The following is an 18,061-nucleotide window of genomic DNA, read 5'->3' as shown; positions in this document are numbered from 1 at the left end:
AGAGTTACGGCGGCCATAGCGGAGGGGAAACGCCCGGTCCCATTCCGAACCCGGAAGCTAAGCCCTCCAGCGCCGATGGTACTGCACTCGACAGGGTGTGGGAGAGTAGGACACCGCCGAACACCTTTTCAGTGAGGGCCCCCACCAATAGGTGGGGGCCCTCACTGCTTTCTGTACCCCTTTTTTTGTGGTGGGCCCGGAACCCGCCGGCGGCATCTACGGAGAAAGCAGCATCATCGACACCGATCGCAAGACATCAGACGTCTGATGATTGTAGAATTTCGACAGTGGAGGTGAGTTCGATGATCGAACCGGGGTTGCGGAGGGGTCCGTTGGTTCCGCAGGTGGAGGCGCTGTTTCGGGGGCGGATCGAATCGGGTGACTGGGCCCTGGGTGATCGCCTGCCCAGTGAGACGGATCTCGCCGTCGAGCTGGGTGTCGGACGGTCCTCGGTGCGGGAAGCGGTGCGACTGCTCGTCCGGGACGGGCTGCTCGACGTACGGCACGGCGTCGGGACCTTCGTCGTCGAGGCTCTCGACGACGCGACCCTGGAGCGGACGTTGCGGCGGGCTCGGCTTCTCGAGGTGCTGGAGGTGCGGCGCGCGCTCGAGGTCGAGGCGGCCCGGTCGGCGGCCGAACGGGCGCGACCGGAGGATCTTGCCGATCTCCGCCGGCAGGTAGCCGAGCGGCATGCGCGTCGGGAATCCGGGGCCGAGGCATTCGTGACCGCCGACCTCGACTTCCACCGGTCGGTGGTGGCGCTGGCCCGCAACTCCGTCCTCACTGCGTTGTTCGACACCGTCCGTCCGATATTGCACAGCGCCCTCGTCGACATGGTCGTGGGCGAGCCACACGTCCCGGACACCAGCCATTCCCACGACGTCCTCGTCGACGCCCTCGAATCCGGTGACGGTGCGGCCGCGGTGGCGGCGACCGTCGCGAACCTCGACCCGATGATTGCGTCGTTGCACGGCGGAAGGAGAGGCACGTGACCTCCACGATCGACGATGCGCCGGTATTGCGCACCGACGGCGTCCACCTGGTGCGGGACGGGCGAGCAATCCTGAGCGACATCGACATTCGCGTCGAGCGTGGTCAGCACTGGGTGCTGCTCGGCGCCAACGGCGCCGGCAAGAGCACGCTGCTGGGATTGCTGGGAGCGGTCACCCATCCCACCCGCGGTACGGTCCACGTCCTCGGGCACCGTCTCGGGCGGGTCGACATGCGTGAGCTGCGGGCACACATCGGGCACGTGAACCCGCGGCACGCGATCGACCGTCCGTTGACCGTCCGCGACGTGGTCCTGACCGGGCTGACGAACACACCCGAGTTCGTGCAGCGGTGGCAGCCGTCGGACACGGACCGTGCCCGGGCGGCGGAGCTGATCGCGATGATGGGGATGTCGTCGCGCATCGACGCCCGCTGGCCGGTGCTCTCCCAGGGAGAGCGGGGACGGGCACTCATCGCGCGGGCCCTCATGCCGCAACCACCGGTGCTGCTGCTCGACGAGCCGGCCACCGGACTCGACCTCGCGGCCCGCGAGCAGCTCCTCACCGCGCTCGACGACATGCGGGCGCAGCATCCGGAGATGGCCAGCATCCTCGTCACCCACCACATCGAGGAGATCCCGACCACCACCACGCACGCGGTACTGCTGCGGGACGGGCGGGTCACCGCGCAGGGGCGGGCGGTCGAGGTGATCACCACCGAACGCATCACGGAATGCTTCGATCACCCGATCGACATCGTCTGCCACGGCGGTCGGTATGCGGCGCGGTCCCGTCCCGCACCCACGAACCCCGAGGTGTGAGACGAACCTCACCCGTGTACATACCGGCCGCGCAGCGTATAAATACATCTTGTGTCTAAGGTGTTGTCCGCGGCGGAGTCGACGTACCGCGAGGTGAAGGAACTGATCCTCTCGGGCGAGCTGCCCGGTGGGGAGCTGATCAGTGAGGGCGAGATCGCGTCGCGCATGGGCGTCAGTCGCACGCCGGTACGCGAAGCCTTCCTCCGACTCGAAACCGAAGGGTGGATGCGGCTGTATCCGAAGCGCGGTGCGCTCGTCGTGCCCGTCGCCGAGGGTGAGGCCGAGCACGTCGTCGACGCGCGTCGGCTCGTCGAGACGCATGCCGCCGAGGCCGTCGCCGCCGATCCGCGTGCCCGGGACGCACTTGTCGCGGCCCTGCGGGAGAACCTCGACCGGCAGCGGGAACTCGTCGGGGCCGGCGGGGACGCTGCGGCGTTCAGCCTGCTCGACGCCGATTTCCACCGCACGCTGGTGCGGGCGGGCGGCAACCCGCTGCTCGAATCGTTCTACGACACTCTGCGGGAGCGGCAACGCCGGATGACCGCACACTCGCTGGCCCGCGACCCCGAACAGATCACCAAGATCGTCGACGACCATGCGCGTCTCGCCGACCTCATCGCGGCCGGGGACACGACCGCGTTCACGACGGCCGTCCGCACCCACATGCGTGAGGTGCATGCACTCGGGCAGGGAGGCCGGCGATGACCACGACCCGCGACGACACCGCCGCCGCGACCACCACCGCCGCACCGAGGTCGTCCGTCCGGCCCTGGATGCTGGTCGCGGCCGGCATGTTCGTGGTCGCGTGGGGCGGCAACCAGTTCACGCCGCTGCTGGTGATGTACAAACTCGACCACGGTTTCACCCAGGTCGTGGTCGACACGTTCCTGTTCGCGTACGTGTTCGGTATCGTCCCGGCCCTGCTGGTCGGAGGCCCGCTGTCCGACCGGCTGGGGCGTCGTCCCCTGATGCTGCCGGCCCCGTTCGTTGCCGCGGCGGGATCGCTCGTCCTGGCGGTCGGGGCGGACTCCGCGCTGGGGCTCACCGTCGGGCGGGTACTGTCCGGGACGGGCCTCGGACTCGGTATGGCTGTCGGGGGCAGTTGGCTCAAGGAACTGTCGATACGCCGATACGACCCGTCGGCTCGTGCGGGAGTCGGCGCACGCCGCGCCGCAATGAGCCTGACCGCCGGATTCGGTATCGGCGCCGGCGTCGCGGGCGTTCTCGCGCAGTGGGGGCCGTGGCCGAGCGCTCTCGCGTACGGCATCCACGCCGTGCTGGCGCTCACGATCGGCGTCGCGCTGCTGCGGGTTCCGGAGACCCGGTCCGCGACACCGAAGTCCCGGCGGCAACCGCTGCGCGACGACCTGAAGATCCCGGCCGCCGGGCACCGGCGGTTCCTGTACGTCGTCGTGCCCGTCGCCCCGTGGGTGTTCGGGTCGGCGGCCTCCGCGTACGCCGTCGTCCCGGCCCTCATGACCAGCCGCGCCGGTGACGCGCCGGTCGCCTTCTCTGCGCTGCTGTGCATGGTCGGACTCGGCTCGGGGTTCGCGATCCAGGCGCTCGGACGTCGGATCGACACCCCGCGCAACGCGCGCGCCGTCGCGGTGGCACTGGCCGTTCTGGTGCTGGGGATGACGATCGCGGCGATCACCGCGAACGTCCTGACGATCCCGATGGCGATCCTGGCGTCCGCCGTCCTCGGTTGCGGCTACGGCCTGGCCCTGGTGTCCGGGCTGCAGGAGATCCAGCGGATCGCCGGGCCCGACGACCTCGCCGGACTCACCGCCGTCTTCTACTCGCTCACCTACCTCGGCTTCGCCGCGCCCGCGGTGATGGCGATGATCGTCGAGATCGACCCCACCCTCACCTACCCGACGATGTTCGTCGTCGGGGCGATCGCGGCCGCCGCGTGCCTGCTGCTCGTGCTCGTCGCATGGCGTCGGCACCTGCCGGAGCCGATCGAGGCTGCGTCAGAGCGGCGGTAGCGCCGACGCCGACAGCCACGCGTCCCACAGCGGGCGCAGTGGCTCGTCGGTGAAATGCGCTGCCAGATCGGTGAATTGCTCGGTGGACACCGTCGCATGCCGGTACCTGGTGGTCCAGTCGCGCAGCAGCGAGAAGAACGCGTCGTCGCCGATCCGCCGCCGCAGCACGTGCAGGGTCAGGGCGCCGCGCTTGTAGATGCGGTCGTCGAACATGTCCCGCGGCCCCGGATCGCCGAGCACGATGTCCTGTGGTTTTCCGGCCAGCCCGCGATACGCCGCCAGGGCGTGGGTGTGGGCATCGGGCCCACCGGAATGCTCCGACCACAACCACTCCGCGTAACACGCGAAGCCCTCGTGCAGCCAGATGTCCTTCCACGTCCCGAGCGTGAGACTGTTGCCGAACCACTGGTGGGCGAGTTCGTGCGCGACGAGACGCTCCGAACCGCGTCGGCCGTCGCAATGATTGGCGCCGAAGATCGACAGGCCCTGCGCCTCGATCGGAATCTCCAACTCGTCACCGGTGACGACCACCGAATAGTCGTCGAACGGGTACGGGCCGAACAGCTCCTCGAAGACATCCATCATCTGCGGTTGGCGGGCGAAATCGTGGTCGAACGGCTCGCGCAGCTCGGCGGGATGAAGCGCGTGCACCGGGACCCGGGAGCCGTCCTGGCGTCGTCGTACGTACGGGCCGATCTGCACGGTCGCCAGATACGTGGCCATCGGCTCGGACTGCTCGTACACCCACGTGGTCTGGCTGGCCTTGGTCTGCTTGCGGACCAGCTCACCGTTCGCGACCGCATGGTACGGCGAGTCGGTGGTGATCGAAATCCGGTAGCTTGCTTTGCAACTCGGGTGGTCGTCGCACGGGAACCACGACGGCGCCCCGTTCGGCTGGCTCGCCACCAGGGAACCCTCGGACAGCTCCTCCCAGCCGACCTCCCCCCACATGCTCGTCACCGGCTGCGGATTGCCCGCGTATTGGACGGTGATCGCCAGCGCCCCACCGGCCGGGATCTTCTGCGGTGGGGTGATCGTCAACTTGCCGTCGCGGTGCGCATACTTCGCGCCGCGCCGCCCGTTCACCGACACCTTCGCCACCTGCATCGTCTGTGCGAGGTCGAGGGAGAAGCGGCCCCGGACGTCGGTGGTGGTCGCGGTGATCGACGCCTTCCCGGCAAGCCGGTTGCTGTGCACCTTGTACGTCAGCTCGAGGTCGTAGCGGGACACCCGGTAGCCGCGGTTCCCGGACCCGGGCAGGTACGGGTCGATCGGCTCGTCCACCTTCATCGGGCACCGCCGTCCGCGGTGTTCCCCGACACCGGATCATTCCAGGGCGCAATGGGATTGCCCTGCCAGCGGGTCGACGCCGGGACGACGTCGCCGCGCATGACGAGGGACGCCGGACCCACGGTGGCACCGTCCCCGAGTCCGGCCGCGGGCAGTGCGACGCAGTGCGGGCCGAGGGTGGCGCCGGCGCCGAGGGTGACGGTGTCCATGGACATGATCCGATCATGGAACAGATGCGTCTGCACGACGCATCCCCGTTCCACCGTCGCACCGTCCCCGAGCGTCACCAGGTCCGCCTCGGGCAGCCAGTACGTCTCGCACCAGACGCCGCGGCCGATCGTCGCGCCGAGACCGCGCAGCCACACGTTCATCACGGCCGTGCCGTTCGCGCCGCGCGCGAACCACGGGGCCGCGACGGTCTCGACGAACGCGTCGGACACCTCGTTGCGCCACACGAACGAACTCCACAGCGGATGTTCGACGACCCCGATCCGGCCGACGACGAGCCACTTCGCGGCCACCGAGATCAGGCCGGCGACTGCACCCGCCACCATCAGGACCAGGCCGGAGGCGACCGCCGCGAGCTCGAACCCGCCGACCGCCACCAGTTGAGCCAGCGCGAACAGCACGGACAGGCCGATCCCGAACGTCACCGCCACCGGGATCAGCCGGCAGGTCTCGACGACCGCGCGGGCGATCTTCAGCCGCAGCGGCGGGGCGAACGTGCGGGACGCGTCGGACTCGCTCGCGGCGCGGCGCAACCGGACCGGCGGGCTGCCCAGCCACGACGACCCCGACTTGGCCTTGCTCGGCGCCGCAGACAGCACCGCCACCAACCCGTTCTTCGGGACTCGTCGTCCCGGACCGGCCATCCCCGAGTTGCCGAGGAACGCGCGCTTGCCGATCTTGGCTGGTTCGATGCGCATCCAGCCGCCGCCGAGTTCGTAGCTCGCGACCATCGTGTCGTCGGCCAGGAACGCGCCGTCCGCGACCGTCGTGAACTTCGGCAGCACCAGTGCCGTGGAGATCTCGGTGCCGCGGCCCACCTTGGCGCCCAACAGTTTCAGCCACAGCGGTGTCAGCAGGCTCGCGTACAGCGGGAACAGGAACGTGCGGGCCGAGTCCATCAACCGTTCGGTGGCCCAGGCCTGCCACCCGACCCGGCTGCGGACCGGGTGGTAGCCCTCGGTGAGCCCGATCGACAGCAGGCGCACCGCGATCACCGTCAGCGCCGCGAACACGAACAGGCTCAGCACGGTTGCGGCCGGCAGGACCGTCAACGCCCGCCCGAACGCGTCACCGAGACCGTCGGCGCCGCGCACCCGCCACCCGACCACGGCGAGACCGGAAGCCAGACCGAAGATCGGCATGCCCGCCAACAGCACGGACGTGACACCGAAGATCGGCACCCACTGCGTGGCCCGCGGTGGTGTCTCGGAGGGCCACGGATGCGTCGCCTTGCCGATCTTGACGGCGGGGGAGCCGGCCCAGTGCTGGCCGGCCTTGACCTTCCCGAACACCGCCGACCCCGGCGCCACCTCGGCGCCGCGGCCGATCCGGGCGCCCGGCAGCAGCGTCGACCGGGCCCCGATCGCGGCACCCTCACCGATCCGGATCGCGCCGATGTGCACGACGTCGCCGTCGATCCAATGCCCCGACAGGTCCACTTCGGGTTCGACGGAGCAGCCGTCGCCGAGTTCGAGCATGCCCGTCACCGGGGGCAGGGTGTGCAGGTCGACGCCGCGTCCCACCTTCGCGCCGAGCGCGCGGGCGAAGTACAGCATCCACGGCGCCCCGGACAGGTTGTCGGCGCCACTCGCCTCGACCAGGCGCAGCGCGACCCACAACCGGAGATGCTCCGGCCCGCCGCGCGGGTACGTGCCCGGTTGCAGGCGTCGGAGCAGCAGTCGGGCCCCGGCGACCGCGATCGTCATGCGGCCGATCGGGGTGATGAACGCGACGAAGGCGAGCGCCACCCACCACCACGACAGGGTGGGTGCCCAGTCGACGTCGAACCACGACAGCACGTTCCCGGCGATCGCCAGCCACGTCACCCACTGCAGGCCGGTCAGTGTCATCAGCGGCACGGTCGCCGCGATCTGCGCGGCCTGCGCCCGGCGGGGTACCGGGGCGACGCGGCGCGGCGCGGAGGTCACGGTGGGGGACAGTTCGTCGAGGAACCCGGCGAGCGACGCCAACCGCGGACGGTCGTACAACTGTGCGACGGTCACCTCCGGGAAGCGTTCCCGCAAGGCGGTGACGAGCTGCGCCGCGGACAGCGACCCGCCGCCCATCTCGAAGAAATCGGCGTCCGGGCCGCGGACGGCCGCGCCGAGGATCGACGACCACAGGCCCGCGACCCACGCCGCGGTGCCGTCCAGGCCCAGCGTCTCCGGATCCTGCTCGGTGCCCGGCAGCGGCCACGGCAGCGCGCTGCGGTCGACCTTGCCGGACGTGCGGGTGGGCAACTCGTCGACCAGCGCAAGTCGCGGCACCAGAGCGGCGGGTAGCTGTTCGGACAGCTGCTCCCGGGCGGCGTCGACGTCGAAGTGCGGGTCGGTACTGGCCAGATAGCCGACGAGGATCGCGGTGCCGGCGGGGGTGCGCCGGACCGCGGCCGCCGCCCCCGCGACACCGGGCAGGTTCTGCAGCGCGTTGTCGACCTCACCGAGCTCGATGCGCCGGCCGCCGATCTTGACCTGGTCGTCGGCGCGGCCCTGGAACAGCAGGCCCGCGGTGTCGAGGCGGACCAGGTCGCCGCTGCGGTAGGCGCGGTCCCAGCCGAGAGTCGGCATGGGAGCGTACTTCTCGGCGTCCTTCACCGGATCCAGATATCGCGCCAGGCCGACACCGCCGATGACGAGTTCCCCGACCTCACCCTCGGCGACCGGTTCCCCGGACGCGTCCACCACCGCGAGATCCCAGCCGTCGAGCGGCAACCCGATCCGCACCGGACCGGTGCCGTCCATCAGGGCGCCGCACGCGACGACGGTGGCTTCCGTGGGGCCGTACGTGTTCCACACCTCGCGGCCCGGCACCGCGAGCCGTTCGGCCAGCTCCGGCGGGCACGCCTCACCGCCGAAGATCAACAGCCGCACCGCTTCCAGCGCCTCCGCCGGCCACATCGCCGCGAGGGTCGGGACCGTCGAGACGACCGTGACGTCCCGAGAGACCAGCCACGGACCGAGATCCATGCCACTGCGTACCAGCGAGCGCGGCGCGGGCACCAGCGTCGCGCCGTGCCGCCACGCCAGCCACATCTCCTCGCACGACGCGTCGAACGCCACCGACAACCCGGCCAGCACCCGATCGCCGGGACTCAGCGGACTGTCCTGCAGGAACATTCGCGCCTCGGCATCGACGAACGCGGCCGCGTTACGGTGCGTGACCGCCACCCCCTTCGGGGTGCCCGTCGACCCCGACGTGAAGATGATCCAGGCGTCGTCGTCGAGTGTCGGACGGCGCACCTCGGCGGCACCGGTGCGGGCCGGGGCCGTACCCGGTCGAATCCCGTCGCCGGTGAGGATCGCGGCCACCCGGGCCTCCCCGAACACCAGTTCCGCCCGCTCGTCCGGGTCGTCGGCGTCGACGGGCACGTACGCGGCCCCCGCCGCCAGCACCGACAGGATCGCGACGTACAGCTCGCGGGAGCCGGACGGCATCCGCACCCCGACCCGGTCACCGGCGCCGACCCCGGCGGCGGCGAGTCGTTCTGCACCGGAAGCGATCTCGCTCAGCAGTTCGCGGTAGGTGAGCGGCGCGTCACCGTCGTCGACCGCGATCGCGTCGGGATGCGCCGCGGCTGTCGCCTCGAGGATGTCGACGAGCGTGCGCGGCGCGGGCGCGTGCGGCGACCGGAGGAACACCTCGGGGATCGCCGAACGTCGGCCCGTGTCGGAAGCGGAGCGGAGGGGCACGGCTGAAGTCCTGTCCTGCTGGTCTGTATCGATGCTGCTGTCGCGCAGTTGTCTCATCTCCGGGTTGCCGTTCGGTGAACGGGCCCGTCACCAGTATCCGGGTTGACAGCCCCCGAAACGTTCTGCCATTCTCGTCGCCAGGTCACGAGTACCAGCGTCAAGCCCCGGCTAGCTGGTCGGCAACCCTCCAACCGCGGTGGGGTGCTCCGGGTGACGACCAGGCCATCGTCCACGAGGACATGGCAAGCGCGGACTCCGATGGCGTCTCACAGCCGACGGGCCCCGGGACTCGAAGGATGTTGTGATGACCGCTGTACTGGCCGCTACCTGTTCCACCGCCCCGCTCGCCCGGGTGTCCGGCTGTGACACGCAGGTTCCGCTGATCGGCGGCGGCACCTGCACCTACGCGAACTTCGACTACGCGGCCAGCGCCCCCGCCCTCGCGCAGGTCACCGACCGCCTCCAGGAACTGCTGCCGTTCTACGCCAGCGTCCACCGCGGCGCCGGCTACGCCTCCCGGGTGAGCACCGACGCCTACGAGAGTGCCCGCGGATCCGTCGAACGTTTCGTCGGCACCGACACCGACCAGGTGGTCGTCTTCACCCGCAACACCACCGACTCGCTCAACCTGCTCGCGAACTGCGTGCCCGGCGACGTCGTCGTCCTGGACATCGAGCACCACGCGAACCTGTTGCCGTGGAAGAACTCCCGTGTCGTCGAGGCCGCGGACACCGTCGCCGAGACCATCGCCCGGATCGACGCCGAACTGTGCGCCGCCCCCGCCGCCCTGCTCGCGGTCACCGGCGCGTCGAACGTCACCGGCGAGGTGCTGCCCATCACGGAACTCACCGAGATCGCGCACCGCCACGGCGCACGCATCCTCGTCGACGGCGCCCAGCTCACCCCGCACCGTCGCGTGAACCTCGCCGCGACCGGCGTCGACTACCTGGCCTTCTCCGGCCACAAGCTGTACGCGCCGTTCGGCGCCGGTGTCCTCGTCGGCCGCCGCGACTGGCTCGACGCCGCCGAGCCCTACCTCGCCGGTGGCGGCGCGGTGCGCGAGGTGACCCTCGACGAGACCGTGTGGGCGCAGGCCCCGGCCCGGCACGAGGCCGGCAGCCCCAACGTCCTCGGTGTCGCCGCGCTCGCCGCCGCATGCGATGCGCTGGCCGCGTTGGACTTCGGGCAGGTCGTCGAGCACGAGCGGGTGCTGTCCACGCGCCTGACGGACGGACTCGCCGAGATCGACGGCGTGCACCTGCTGCGGCTGTGGGCGGACGCCCCCGACACCGTCGGCATCGTCACGTTCACGATCGACGGCTACGAGCCCGGCCAGATCGCCGCCTACCTGTCCGCCGAACACGGCATCGGTGTCCGCGACGGCCGCTTCTGCGCGCACCCCGTCCTCAACCGGATCGGTCTCGGTGGCGGCGCCGTCCGCGCCAGCCTCGGCCTCGGCACCGGCTCCGACGACGTCGAACGTCTCATCGCCGCCGTCCGGCAGCTCGCCGCCGGCCAGGCCACCTGGAACTACGGCAAGACCGACGGCCTGTGGAACCCGGTCCCCGAGACCCGCGGCTTCTCCACCGGCACCGCCGGTGCCGCCGAGTGCGTCTGACCTGCTGACTACCGGTCGAGAGGGGTCGGCCGGTGGTAGCCGCCCTCGTGGTAGAGCAGCGGCGCCGACGCGGCTTCGTCGTCGTTCTCGTTGTGGAGGCGGGTGACCAGACCGATCACCAGCGTGTGATCGCCCGCGGGAATCAACTGGTGCACCGTGGCACGCATCCAGATCGGGGTGCCGTGCAGCACCGGCTCACCCGTCTCGAGCCGCGCCCACAGTGATTCGTCGCTGAACCGTTCGGCGGCCGTGCGGGAGAACCGCTGCGACAGGTGCTGCTGGTGCTCACCGAGCAGATGCACGACGATCGAGTCGGCCGCGTGCAGCGCGTCGATACTCGACGAGTTCAACGCGATGTTGAACGAGATCAGCGGCGGATTCATCGACAGCGACGCGAACGACGTCGCCGTGAAACCCACCGGACCGTTCGGTGAATCGAGCGTGACGATCGTGACACCGGCCGGATGCCGCCGCATCGCCGCCTTGTACTCGTCGTTGCCGATCCCGCCCTCGGCGGGGACGACGGTGAGGTCGGGGGTGTTCTCGACAGGCTGTGACAAGACAATTCTCCGATTCGAACCAGGTTGCGGCTGCCCGCCACTATAGGGGCGGGCCCATCGGTCAACCAGGGTTGTGCTCACTGAGCGGACCGGGTTTTCCCACGTCGACGGCGAGCCCCGCAGTGACCCGCAGCAACTCCGGAAACGTCGTGCGGAACACCGTCTCGGGATGCCCCGCCGAGGCCCACAGATCCGGGAACTCGGCGAGCTTCTCGTCGAGATACGTCGGCAGATTGGTGGGATGCCCCAGCGGGGCGACCGCGTCGAGAGGCTGACCCGTCACCTCCGCCGCGACGTCGGGCGGCGCCGGCACCAGCGTGCCCTGCAACCGCTCGCCCGTCGCCGCGATGTCCACCGCGTGCGTCCCGGACACCAGCAGCAGCACCGGTTCGTCGTCGAGCAGGAACACCCGCGCGTCGACGACGGACCCCACGTCGACACCCAGCGCCGCCGCGACTTCCGCCGCGTTACGTGCCACCGGCCGGCTGACGATCACCCCGTGATGGCCGCGCGCGATCAACGTGTCGGCGACGTGCGCCGCACTGGGATGCAGCAGCCTGGGCATGCACTCAGAGTAGGACTAGTTCGCGTCGACGACAGGCGTATCGACAGCCGACTTCCGGGACCGCCAGGCCGTGCAGCCGAGCAGCAGGGCCGCACCGATCGCCGTGTAGAGCGCCAGCGCCGCCGCCGGCTGGCCGAGCCCCACGTTGTGGAAGTACACGATCGACCGCACACCCTCGGTGCCGGCTCCCGGCGTGATCCACTTGCCGATCGCCGCGTAGAAACTCGGGATCACGTTCGCGCCGAACGCGCCACCGGCACTCGGGTTGCCCAGCACCACGAACACCGCGATCGCGAGCGGCACCGCGACGACACCGACCGCCGCCCGCAGACCCATCGTGAACAGGCCGGTCGCGAACACCACGCCCGTACCCAGCAGCCACAGCGGGAACCAGTGTCCGGCGAACGTGCCCAGCAGATGCGTCGTGATGAGCGCACCGAACGCACCCGAGACGGCCGAGTAACCGAACATCACCGCGATGTGGGTCCACGCCTGCCGACGCGTCGACGGGGCCCCCAGGAACAGGCCGATCGCCGCCGCCAGCAGGTAGCCGCCGACGACCCAGCCGATCGACAGGTAGAATCCCGACAGACCGCGGTTGTCGTGCGCGCCGACCGGGATCTCGTCCCGCACGATCAGCTGCCGGTCCTGGTCCGCGGTCACCTCCGTGAACACCGCCTCGAGCGCCGACGCGATGGAACTGCCGCCCGCACTCGCGGTGAACAGGGTGTCCGTGCCGTTCGCCTCGAGCACGTACGCGCCCTGGATCTCCCGATCCCGCAGCAGTTGCCGCACCTCGGCGGTGCCGGTCACGGTGCGGGCGTCGAGCGGATGCCCGTCGATCGTGTCGAGCCTGTCGACGGCCTGCTCGGCGACGGTCGCGGGCACACCGGGACCGGCGACGACCGCGACCGCGATGTCGCGTGGCGTCGGCTGATGGAACGCCGCGACGTAACTGAGGATGAACCCGAGTTGCAGGGCCAGCACCCCGGCGACCAGTACGGCCATCACTGTGCGGCGGCCGTAGCGGTCGACCAGGTTCTCGGGTGCCTGCGCGGCGGCCGGGGTGGGGGCCGTCTCGGTTGTCGTCGTGGTCACGCGTGTCCTCGATGTCGTCTTCGTGGATGTCGTCCGGGGTCGTGCGGTTTCGACCGATCTTGTCGATACCGCGGGTATTGAATACCGTAGGTATCGTGACTGGGAGTCGTCAAGACGAAGTGACCGTGTCGGTGCGTCCGGGACGGGACGTCGTCCGCGCCCGACTCCTCGAGGCGGCGGCCGAGGAATTCGCCGAACAGGGATTCGCCGGGGCCCGGCTCGCGGAGATCGCGCGCCGCGCCGGCTTCACCAAGGGCGCCGTGTACTCCAACTTCGAGTCGAAACAGGACCTGTTCGCCGAACTGTTCGCGCAGCGCTCCCTCGACCTCGCCGGACGGGTCCTCGCCGAGATCGCCGGCCTCGCCCTTGCCGACGCCGTCGGCAAGGGCGGCGCCACGATCGCCTCCGCGCTCATCGCCGACTCCGAATGGTCGCTGCTGGTCCTCGAGTTCGGCGTCCAGGCGGTGCGTGACCCCGTCGTCAAACAGGCCTACCTGCGTGAACGGCGTTACCTGCGTGGGCAACTCGTCGAACTCATCGCGGAGAAGGCCCGCGAATGGGACGTCGACCTCGACGTCCGGACCACCGCGCTGTCGCTGACCGCGCTCATCTCGGGTCTCGTGCTCGAGCACACCGTCGACCCCGAACAGGTCGACCAGCAGGCCATGGGAGCGGCGGTCACCGCACTGTTCGCGGGGGCTGTCGCACGGGCGCAGCGGAAAGCTACTCTCGGGTAATGACGGAGCAGCAGAGCTGGAAGGCGTTCGCTGTCGAACGCAAGGACCACGTCGTGCAGGTGACGTTGACCGGCCCCGGCAAGGGCAACGCGATGGGCCCGGACTTCTGGGAGGAACTTCCCCGGGTGTTCGCCGCTCTCGACGCCGACCCCGACGTGCGGGCCGTCGTCCTCGCCGGCTCCGGCAAGCACTTCTCGTTCGGACTCGACCTGCCCGCGATGAGCGGCGAGTTCGGCGCCGTCCTCGCCGACAAGGCACAGGCCGGTCCGCGCACCGACTTCCACAACCTGATCAAGCGGATGCAGGCGGGCGTCAACGCCGTCGCCGACTGCCGCAAACCCGTCGTCGCGGCGATCCAGGGCTGGTGCATCGGCGGCGGCGTCGACCTGATCTCGGCCACCGACATCCGCTACGCGAGCACCGACGCGAAGTTCAGCATCCGCGAGGTCAAGGTCGCGATCGTCGCCGACATGGGCAGCTTCGCCCGACTGCCCGCGATCATCGGCGACGGGCACCTGCGGGAACTCGCCCTCACCGGCAAGGACATCGACGCCGCCCGCGCCGAGAAGATCGGCCTCGTCAACGACGTGTTCGACGACGCCGACGCCGTCCTCGCCGCCGCACACGCCACCGCCGCCGAGATCGCGGCCAACCCGCCGCTCGTCGTACACGGCATCAAGGACGTCCTCGACCACGGCCGATCCGCCGCGGTGCACGACAGCCTCCGCTACGTCGCCGCCTGGAACGCGGCATTCCTGCCGTCGGAGGACCTCACCGAAGCGATCACCGCCGTCTTCCAGAAACGTCCGCCTGAGTTCCGGGGGCGCTGACCGGACTCCCCATACGGCGGAGCGCCCTCGACCGAACCCGGTTCGGTCGAGGGCGCTCTCGTCGGTGCGTCAGTTCTCGGGCCAGACCATCGAACCGCCGAGCACGTTCTTCAGCAGATCGCCGATCACGGGGATCAGCGTTTCGACGACGTCGAAGGAATCGGAGAGCGAACCCATGAATACTCCTGAATTTCGTTGTGGTGGGGGATGGTCCGGTACTACTGGCCGGGATTGGAGCTCTGCGCGTCCGAGCTGATGCCGGACAGCGAACCGCTCTGCACGCCGCTGAAGAATGCGTGCAGGGCATTGAGGAACGTGGTGAGGTTCTCGGCCGAGGTCATGGGGATTCTCCTTGTCGAACAGGGGGTGCGGCGCGGATCGCGCTGCACGGGAGGGGGAACGGCGTCAGTTGCCGACGCTGAGGGTGTCGAGCGCGAGCATCGCCTTGAGGACCGGCATCAACTTCGTGAGTCCGAGTGAGAAGTTCGCGTTGTTCATCTCGAGCAGTTTTTCGACGGAACCCATCCGGGCGCCTCCTTCGTCGGTGATGTGGGAAGAGTCGACCGCGGACGGGTCAGCTGAGGCCGAGCGAGCCGAGCGAGCCGGCACTGAGGCCGTCGAGTTGCTTGATGGCGTCGAGCAACGGCTTGAGGACCAGGAACTTCATCTGGTTGCCCGGGTCGGTGACGCCGTTCTGCTGGAGCAGGTTGGTGAGGGATCCCATGCCGCTTCTTTCTTCGTCGAGCTAACGGTGATGATCGATTTGTAACAGGTTCTAACGCTTGTTCGGGGTGAAACGAGCGAAAAATCCCGATCGGTATCGAACCGGTGGCGTCCGGCGTGGCGTCGGGCGCAAGCCGTGGACTGCTGCGAGGATCGCACCCGCCACAGAATGCGGCACACGATCACGAGGTGGGGGCCGATGTGACGACTGCAGAGAACTCGGAGAAGACGACCCGGACGATGGCGTTGCCGACGCTGTCGGCGATGGTGGTCGGGTCCATGGTCGGGGCGGGCGTGTTCTCGCTGCCCCGCAACTTCGGCCAGGCCACCGGCGGACTCGGCGCACTGATCGCCTGGGCCGTCGCCGGCACCGGAATGCTGATGCTGGCGTTCGTGTTCCAGTCGCTCGCCGTCCGTAGACCCGACCTCGACGCCGGTGTCTACGCCTACGCGAAGGCCGGGTTCGGCGAGTACCTCGGCTTCTTCTCGGCATTCGGATACTGGGCCAGCACGTGCGTCGGCAACGTCAGCTACTGGGTGCTCATCAAGTCGACGCTCGGCCAGGTGCTGCCGATCTTCGGGGACGGCAACACGATCTGGGCGGTGCTGCTGTCGACCGTCTGCATCTGGGCGTTCCACTTCATGGTGCTGCGCGGCGTCCAGGAGGCCGCGACGATCAACAAGATCGTCACGGTCGCGAAACTGGTGCCGATCCTGTTCTTCATCGTCGTCGCACTGTTCTTCTTCGACGCCGGAATCTTCGCCGACAACTTCCTGGGCGGCGATGCCTATTCCGAGTCGCTGTTCGAGCAGGTGCGTGCCACGATGCTGGTGACCGTGTTCGTGTTCCTCGGCATCGAGGGTGCCAGCGTGTACTCCCGCTACGCCCGCAAACGCGAGGACATCGGTCGCGCCACGGTGCTCGGATTCCTCAGTGTGCTGGCCATTTTCGCGTCGGTGACGATGGTCGCGTACGGCATCATGCCGCGCGACGACCTCGCGGCACTGCAGCAGCCGTCGATGTCGCAGGTGTTCGAGTCGATCGTCGGCACCTGGGGTGCCTGGTTCATCAGCATCGGTCTGATCGTCTCGGTCCTCGGCGCCTACCTGGCGTGGACACTGATGGCCTCCGAGGTGCTGTTCGTCGCCGCGAAGGACCGCGACATGCCGTCGTTCCTGTCCCGGGTCAACGACCGCACCGTCCCGGTGGTCGCCCTGCTGTTCACCACCGTCCTCATCCAACTGGTGCTGTTCACGACACTGTTCTCCGACGACGCGTTCACATTCACGCTCAAGCTGTGCAGTGCGCTGTCACTGGTGCCGTACCTGCTGGCCGCCGCGTACGCGCTCAAGCTGGGTTGGACCCGCGAAACCTACACCGACATCCAGCCCGAGCGGCGCACCCGGGAACTGGTGTTCGCCGGGATCGCCACCTTTTACACCGCATTCATGATCGTCGCGGCCGGGCTCGAATTCCTGCTGCTCTCGTGCATCGTCTACGCCCCCGGCACCATCCTGTTCGCTCTCACCCGACGCGAGGCGGGCAAGCGCCTGTTCTCACCCTGGGAAGCGGCACTGTTCGTGGCCGTGACCCTCGGCGCCATCACCGGAATCGCCGGTCTCGCGACCGGTGCCATCACGATCTAGGAGTAGCGAAACGATGTCTGCACCCGCAACCTTCGGCGTCCACTCGGAAGTGGGCACCCTGCGTAAGGTCCTCGTCTGCGCGCCCGGTCTCGCGCACGAGCGGCTCACCCCGTCCAACTGCGACGACCTGCTGTTCGACGACGTGCTCTGGGTGCAGAACGCCAAGCGCGACCACTTCGATTTCGTCACGAAGATGCGGGACCGCGGCATCGAGGTCGTCGAACTGCACAACCTGCTCACCGAAACCCTCACCGAAACCCTCGCCGTCCCCGGCGCGAAGGCGTGGATCCTCGACCGCAAGATCGTCGCCAACGAAGTCGGCCTCGGCCTGGTCGACGACGTGCGCGCCTACCTCGACCAACTCGACGACCGCACCCTCGCCGAATACCTGATCGGCGGTCTCGCCGTCGCGGACCTGCCCGCCGACTTCCGACCCGCCTACATTTCCCTGGCCCGCGAGCAGACCGGTGTCCGTGAATACCTGATGCCGCCGCTGCCGAACACCCTGTACACCCGCGACACCACGTGCTGGCTGTACGGCGGCGTCACCCTCAACCCGCTCTACTGGCCGGCCCGGCACGACGAGACGCTGCTGATGAAGGCGATCTACCGGTTCCACCCGGACTTCACCGGCGCGAAGATCTGGTGGGGCGACCCCGAACAGGACTGGGGCCAGGCCACGTTCGAGGGCGGCGACGTCATGCCGATCGGCAACGGTGCGGTCCTCGTCGGCATGAGCGAGCGCACCTCCCGGCAGGCCGTCACCCAGGTGGCGCAGTCACTGTTCGACGCCGGCGCCGCCGAACGCGTCATCGTCGCCGGCATGCCGAAACTGCGTGCCGCGATGCACCTGGATACCGTCTTCACGTTCGCCGACCGCGACCTCGTCACCGTGTTCCCCGACATCGTCGACGGCATCCACACGTTCTCGCTGCGCCCCGGCGACAAGGGCGTGCCCGAGGTGACCGAGGAATCCAAGCAGTTCGTCGACGTCGTCGCCGAGGCCCTGAACTTCGACAAACTGCGCGTCGTCCCCACCGGCGGCGGCTTCTACGCCAACGAGCGCCAGCAGTGGGACAGCGGCAACAACCTCGTCGCCGCCGAACCGGGCGTGGTGTTCGCGTACGACCGCAACACCCACACCAACGCGGCGCTGCGCAGGGAGGGCGTCGAGGTCATCACCATCGTCGGCGCCGAACTCGGCCGCGGCCGCGGCGGCGGACACTGCATGACCTGCCCGATCGTGCGTGACGAAGTCGAGTTCTGAGATACCGGCGG

The 18,061-nt window shown here is 69.3% G+C and carries 16 protein-coding genes, 1 rRNA gene and 1 riboswitch; of the genes, 10 read left to right on the top strand and 7 right to left on the bottom strand.

All coding sequences use genetic code 11. The annotated features are described in order from the left end of the window. Nucleotides 1–5: 5 nt before the first annotated feature. The 5 genes from rrf to E0497_RS17240 all read left to right on the top strand — a co-directional run bounded on the left by rrf (nt 6) and on the right by E0497_RS17240 (nt 3,798). Nucleotides 6–122: ribosomal RNA gene (gene rrf / locus E0497_RS17260) — 5S ribosomal RNA — on the top strand. Nucleotides 123–302: 180 nt separating this feature from the next. Then, nucleotides 303–992 (top strand): FadR/GntR family transcriptional regulator, encoded by a 690-nt coding sequence (locus tag E0497_RS17255; protein ID WP_137726025.1) that lies wholly within the window; start codon nt 303–305, stop codon nt 990–992. Next, on the top strand, nt 989–1,810 hold the full coding sequence (locus E0497_RS17250) for an ABC transporter ATP-binding protein (RefSeq protein WP_137726024.1): 822 nt from the start codon (nt 989–991) through the stop codon (nt 1,808–1,810). The genes E0497_RS17255 and E0497_RS17250 overlap by 4 nt, the downstream gene beginning before the upstream one ends. A 51-nt stretch (nt 1,811–1,861) precedes the next feature. Beyond that, nucleotides 1,862–2,515: a GntR family transcriptional regulator gene (locus tag E0497_RS17245; protein WP_137726023.1), complete on the top strand. Its 654-nt coding sequence runs from the start codon at nt 1,862–1,864 to the stop codon at nt 2,513–2,515. Then, the gene (locus E0497_RS17240) at nt 2,512–3,798 is read left to right on the top strand and encodes an MFS transporter (protein WP_137726022.1); all 1,287 of its coding nucleotides are present in this window, start codon (nt 2,512–2,514) and stop codon (nt 3,796–3,798) included. Before E0497_RS17245 ends, E0497_RS17240 begins: the two co-directional genes overlap by 4 nt. Here E0497_RS17240 and E0497_RS17235 read toward each other — a convergent pair. After that, complete coding sequence (locus E0497_RS17235) at nt 3,784–5,088, bottom strand: M1 family metallopeptidase (protein WP_137726021.1); 1,305 nt, start codon at nt 5,086–5,088, stop codon at nt 3,784–3,786. The two genes, E0497_RS17240 and E0497_RS17235, sit on opposite strands and share 15 nt — an antisense overlap. Next, nucleotides 5,085–9,005, bottom strand: coding sequence for a Pls/PosA family non-ribosomal peptide synthetase (locus tag E0497_RS17230; RefSeq protein ID WP_137726020.1), 3,921 nt, complete (start codon nt 9,003–9,005; stop codon nt 5,085–5,087). Before E0497_RS17230 ends, E0497_RS17235 begins: the two co-directional genes overlap by 4 nt. Before the next feature lie 140 nt (nt 9,006–9,145). Beyond that, nucleotides 9,146–9,260, top strand: a riboswitch (SAM riboswitch). Between the two features lie 49 nt (nt 9,261–9,309). Here E0497_RS17230 and E0497_RS17225 point away from each other — a divergent pair. After that, complete coding sequence (locus E0497_RS17225) at nt 9,310–10,623, top strand: aminotransferase class V-fold PLP-dependent enzyme (protein WP_137726019.1); 1,314 nt, start codon at nt 9,310–9,312, stop codon at nt 10,621–10,623. 8 nt (nt 10,624–10,631) lie between these two features. Here E0497_RS17225 and E0497_RS17220 read toward each other — a convergent pair whose 3' ends face one another. The 3 genes from E0497_RS17220 to E0497_RS17210 form a co-directional block, all read right to left on the bottom strand. Further along, the gene (locus E0497_RS17220; protein WP_137726030.1) at nt 10,632–11,099 is read right to left on the bottom strand and encodes a flavin reductase family protein; all 468 of its coding nucleotides are present in this window, start codon (nt 11,097–11,099) and stop codon (nt 10,632–10,634) included. A 145-nt stretch (nt 11,100–11,244) separates the two neighbouring features. After that, nucleotides 11,245–11,748 (bottom strand): YbaK/EbsC family protein, encoded by a 504-nt coding sequence (locus E0497_RS17215; protein ID WP_137726018.1) that lies wholly within the window; start codon nt 11,746–11,748, stop codon nt 11,245–11,247. Nucleotides 11,749–11,763: 15 nt separating this feature from the next. After that, nucleotides 11,764–12,756, bottom strand: coding sequence for an ABC-2 transporter permease (locus tag E0497_RS17210; RefSeq protein WP_241665944.1), 993 nt, complete (start codon nt 12,754–12,756; stop codon nt 11,764–11,766). A gap of 185 nt (nt 12,757–12,941) precedes the next feature. Here E0497_RS17210 and E0497_RS17205 point away from each other — a divergent pair, with 185 nt between their 5' ends. Continuing rightward, on the top strand, nt 12,942–13,583 hold the full coding sequence (locus E0497_RS17205) for a TetR/AcrR family transcriptional regulator (RefSeq protein ID WP_421958357.1): 642 nt from the start codon (nt 12,942–12,944) through the stop codon (nt 13,581–13,583). Continuing rightward, nucleotides 13,583–14,413: a crotonase/enoyl-CoA hydratase family protein gene (locus E0497_RS17200; RefSeq protein ID WP_137726016.1), complete on the top strand. Its 831-nt coding sequence runs from the start codon at nt 13,583–13,585 to the stop codon at nt 14,411–14,413. The genes E0497_RS17205 and E0497_RS17200 overlap by 1 nt, the downstream gene beginning before the upstream one ends. A gap of 218 nt (nt 14,414–14,631) precedes the next feature. Here E0497_RS17200 and E0497_RS21015 read toward each other — a convergent pair whose 3' ends face one another. Both E0497_RS21015 and E0497_RS20460 read right to left on the bottom strand, forming a co-directional pair. Further along, nucleotides 14,632–14,754 carry a hypothetical protein gene (locus E0497_RS21015; protein WP_277751692.1) on the bottom strand — a complete coding sequence of 41 codons (123 nt, stop codon included), beginning with the start codon at nt 14,752–14,754 and terminating at the stop codon, nt 14,632–14,634. A 233-nt stretch (nt 14,755–14,987) separates the two neighbouring features. Further along, the gene (locus E0497_RS20460; protein WP_161987437.1) at nt 14,988–15,137 is read right to left on the bottom strand and encodes a hypothetical protein; all 150 of its coding nucleotides are present in this window, start codon (nt 15,135–15,137) and stop codon (nt 14,988–14,990) included. A 200-nt stretch (nt 15,138–15,337) separates the two neighbouring features. On the opposite strand from E0497_RS20460, the gene E0497_RS17195 reads away from it, so the two are divergent. Both E0497_RS17195 and E0497_RS17190 read left to right on the top strand, forming a co-directional pair. Continuing rightward, a complete protein-coding gene (locus E0497_RS17195; RefSeq protein WP_277751691.1) occupies nt 15,338–16,783 on the top strand; it encodes a basic amino acid/polyamine antiporter in 1,446 nt (481 codons plus the stop codon). A gap of 13 nt (nt 16,784–16,796) precedes the next feature. After that, nucleotides 16,797–18,050, top strand: coding sequence for an arginine deiminase (locus tag E0497_RS17190; RefSeq protein ID WP_137726015.1), 1,254 nt, complete (start codon nt 16,797–16,799; stop codon nt 18,048–18,050). Nucleotides 18,051–18,061: the final 11 nt, after the last annotated feature.

Source organism: Prescottella subtropica (genome assembly GCF_005434945.1).
Lineage (GTDB): Bacteria > Actinomycetota > Actinomycetes > Mycobacteriales > Mycobacteriaceae > Prescottella > Prescottella subtropica.
This window is presented reverse-complemented; position numbering and strand designations above follow the sequence as displayed.

What these genes read in the sequence shown, in the direction of transcription:
- E0497_RS17235 (WP_137726021.1), bottom strand. Translation starts at nt 5,088, where the DNA reads ATGAAGGTGGACGAGCCGATCGACCCGTACCTGCCCGGGTCCGGGAAC.
- E0497_RS17225 (WP_137726019.1), top strand. Translation starts at nt 9,310, where the DNA reads ATGACCGCTGTACTGGCCGCTACCTGTTCCACCGCCCCGCTCGCCCGG.
- E0497_RS17200 (WP_137726016.1), top strand. Translation starts at nt 13,583, where the DNA reads ATGACGGAGCAGCAGAGCTGGAAGGCGTTCGCTGTCGAACGCAAGGAC.
- E0497_RS21015 (WP_277751692.1), bottom strand. Translation starts at nt 14,754, where the DNA reads ATGACCTCGGCCGAGAACCTCACCACGTTCCTCAATGCCCTGCACGCA.
- E0497_RS17210 (WP_241665944.1), bottom strand. Translation starts at nt 12,756, where the DNA reads ATGGCCGTACTGGTCGCCGGGGTGCTGGCCCTGCAACTCGGGTTCATC.
- E0497_RS17255 (WP_137726025.1), top strand. Translation starts at nt 303, where the DNA reads ATGATCGAACCGGGGTTGCGGAGGGGTCCGTTGGTTCCGCAGGTGGAG.
- E0497_RS20460 (WP_161987437.1), bottom strand. Translation starts at nt 15,137, where the DNA reads ATGGGATCCCTCACCAACCTGCTCCAGCAGAACGGCGTCACCGACCCG.
- E0497_RS17240 (WP_137726022.1), top strand. Translation starts at nt 2,512, where the DNA reads ATGACCACGACCCGCGACGACACCGCCGCCGCGACCACCACCGCCGCA.
- E0497_RS17190 (WP_137726015.1), top strand. Translation starts at nt 16,797, where the DNA reads ATGTCTGCACCCGCAACCTTCGGCGTCCACTCGGAAGTGGGCACCCTG.
- E0497_RS17215 (WP_137726018.1), bottom strand. Translation starts at nt 11,748, where the DNA reads ATGCCCAGGCTGCTGCATCCCAGTGCGGCGCACGTCGCCGACACGTTG.
- E0497_RS17220 (WP_137726030.1), bottom strand. Translation starts at nt 11,099, where the DNA reads ATGCGGCGGCATCCGGCCGGTGTCACGATCGTCACGCTCGATTCACCG.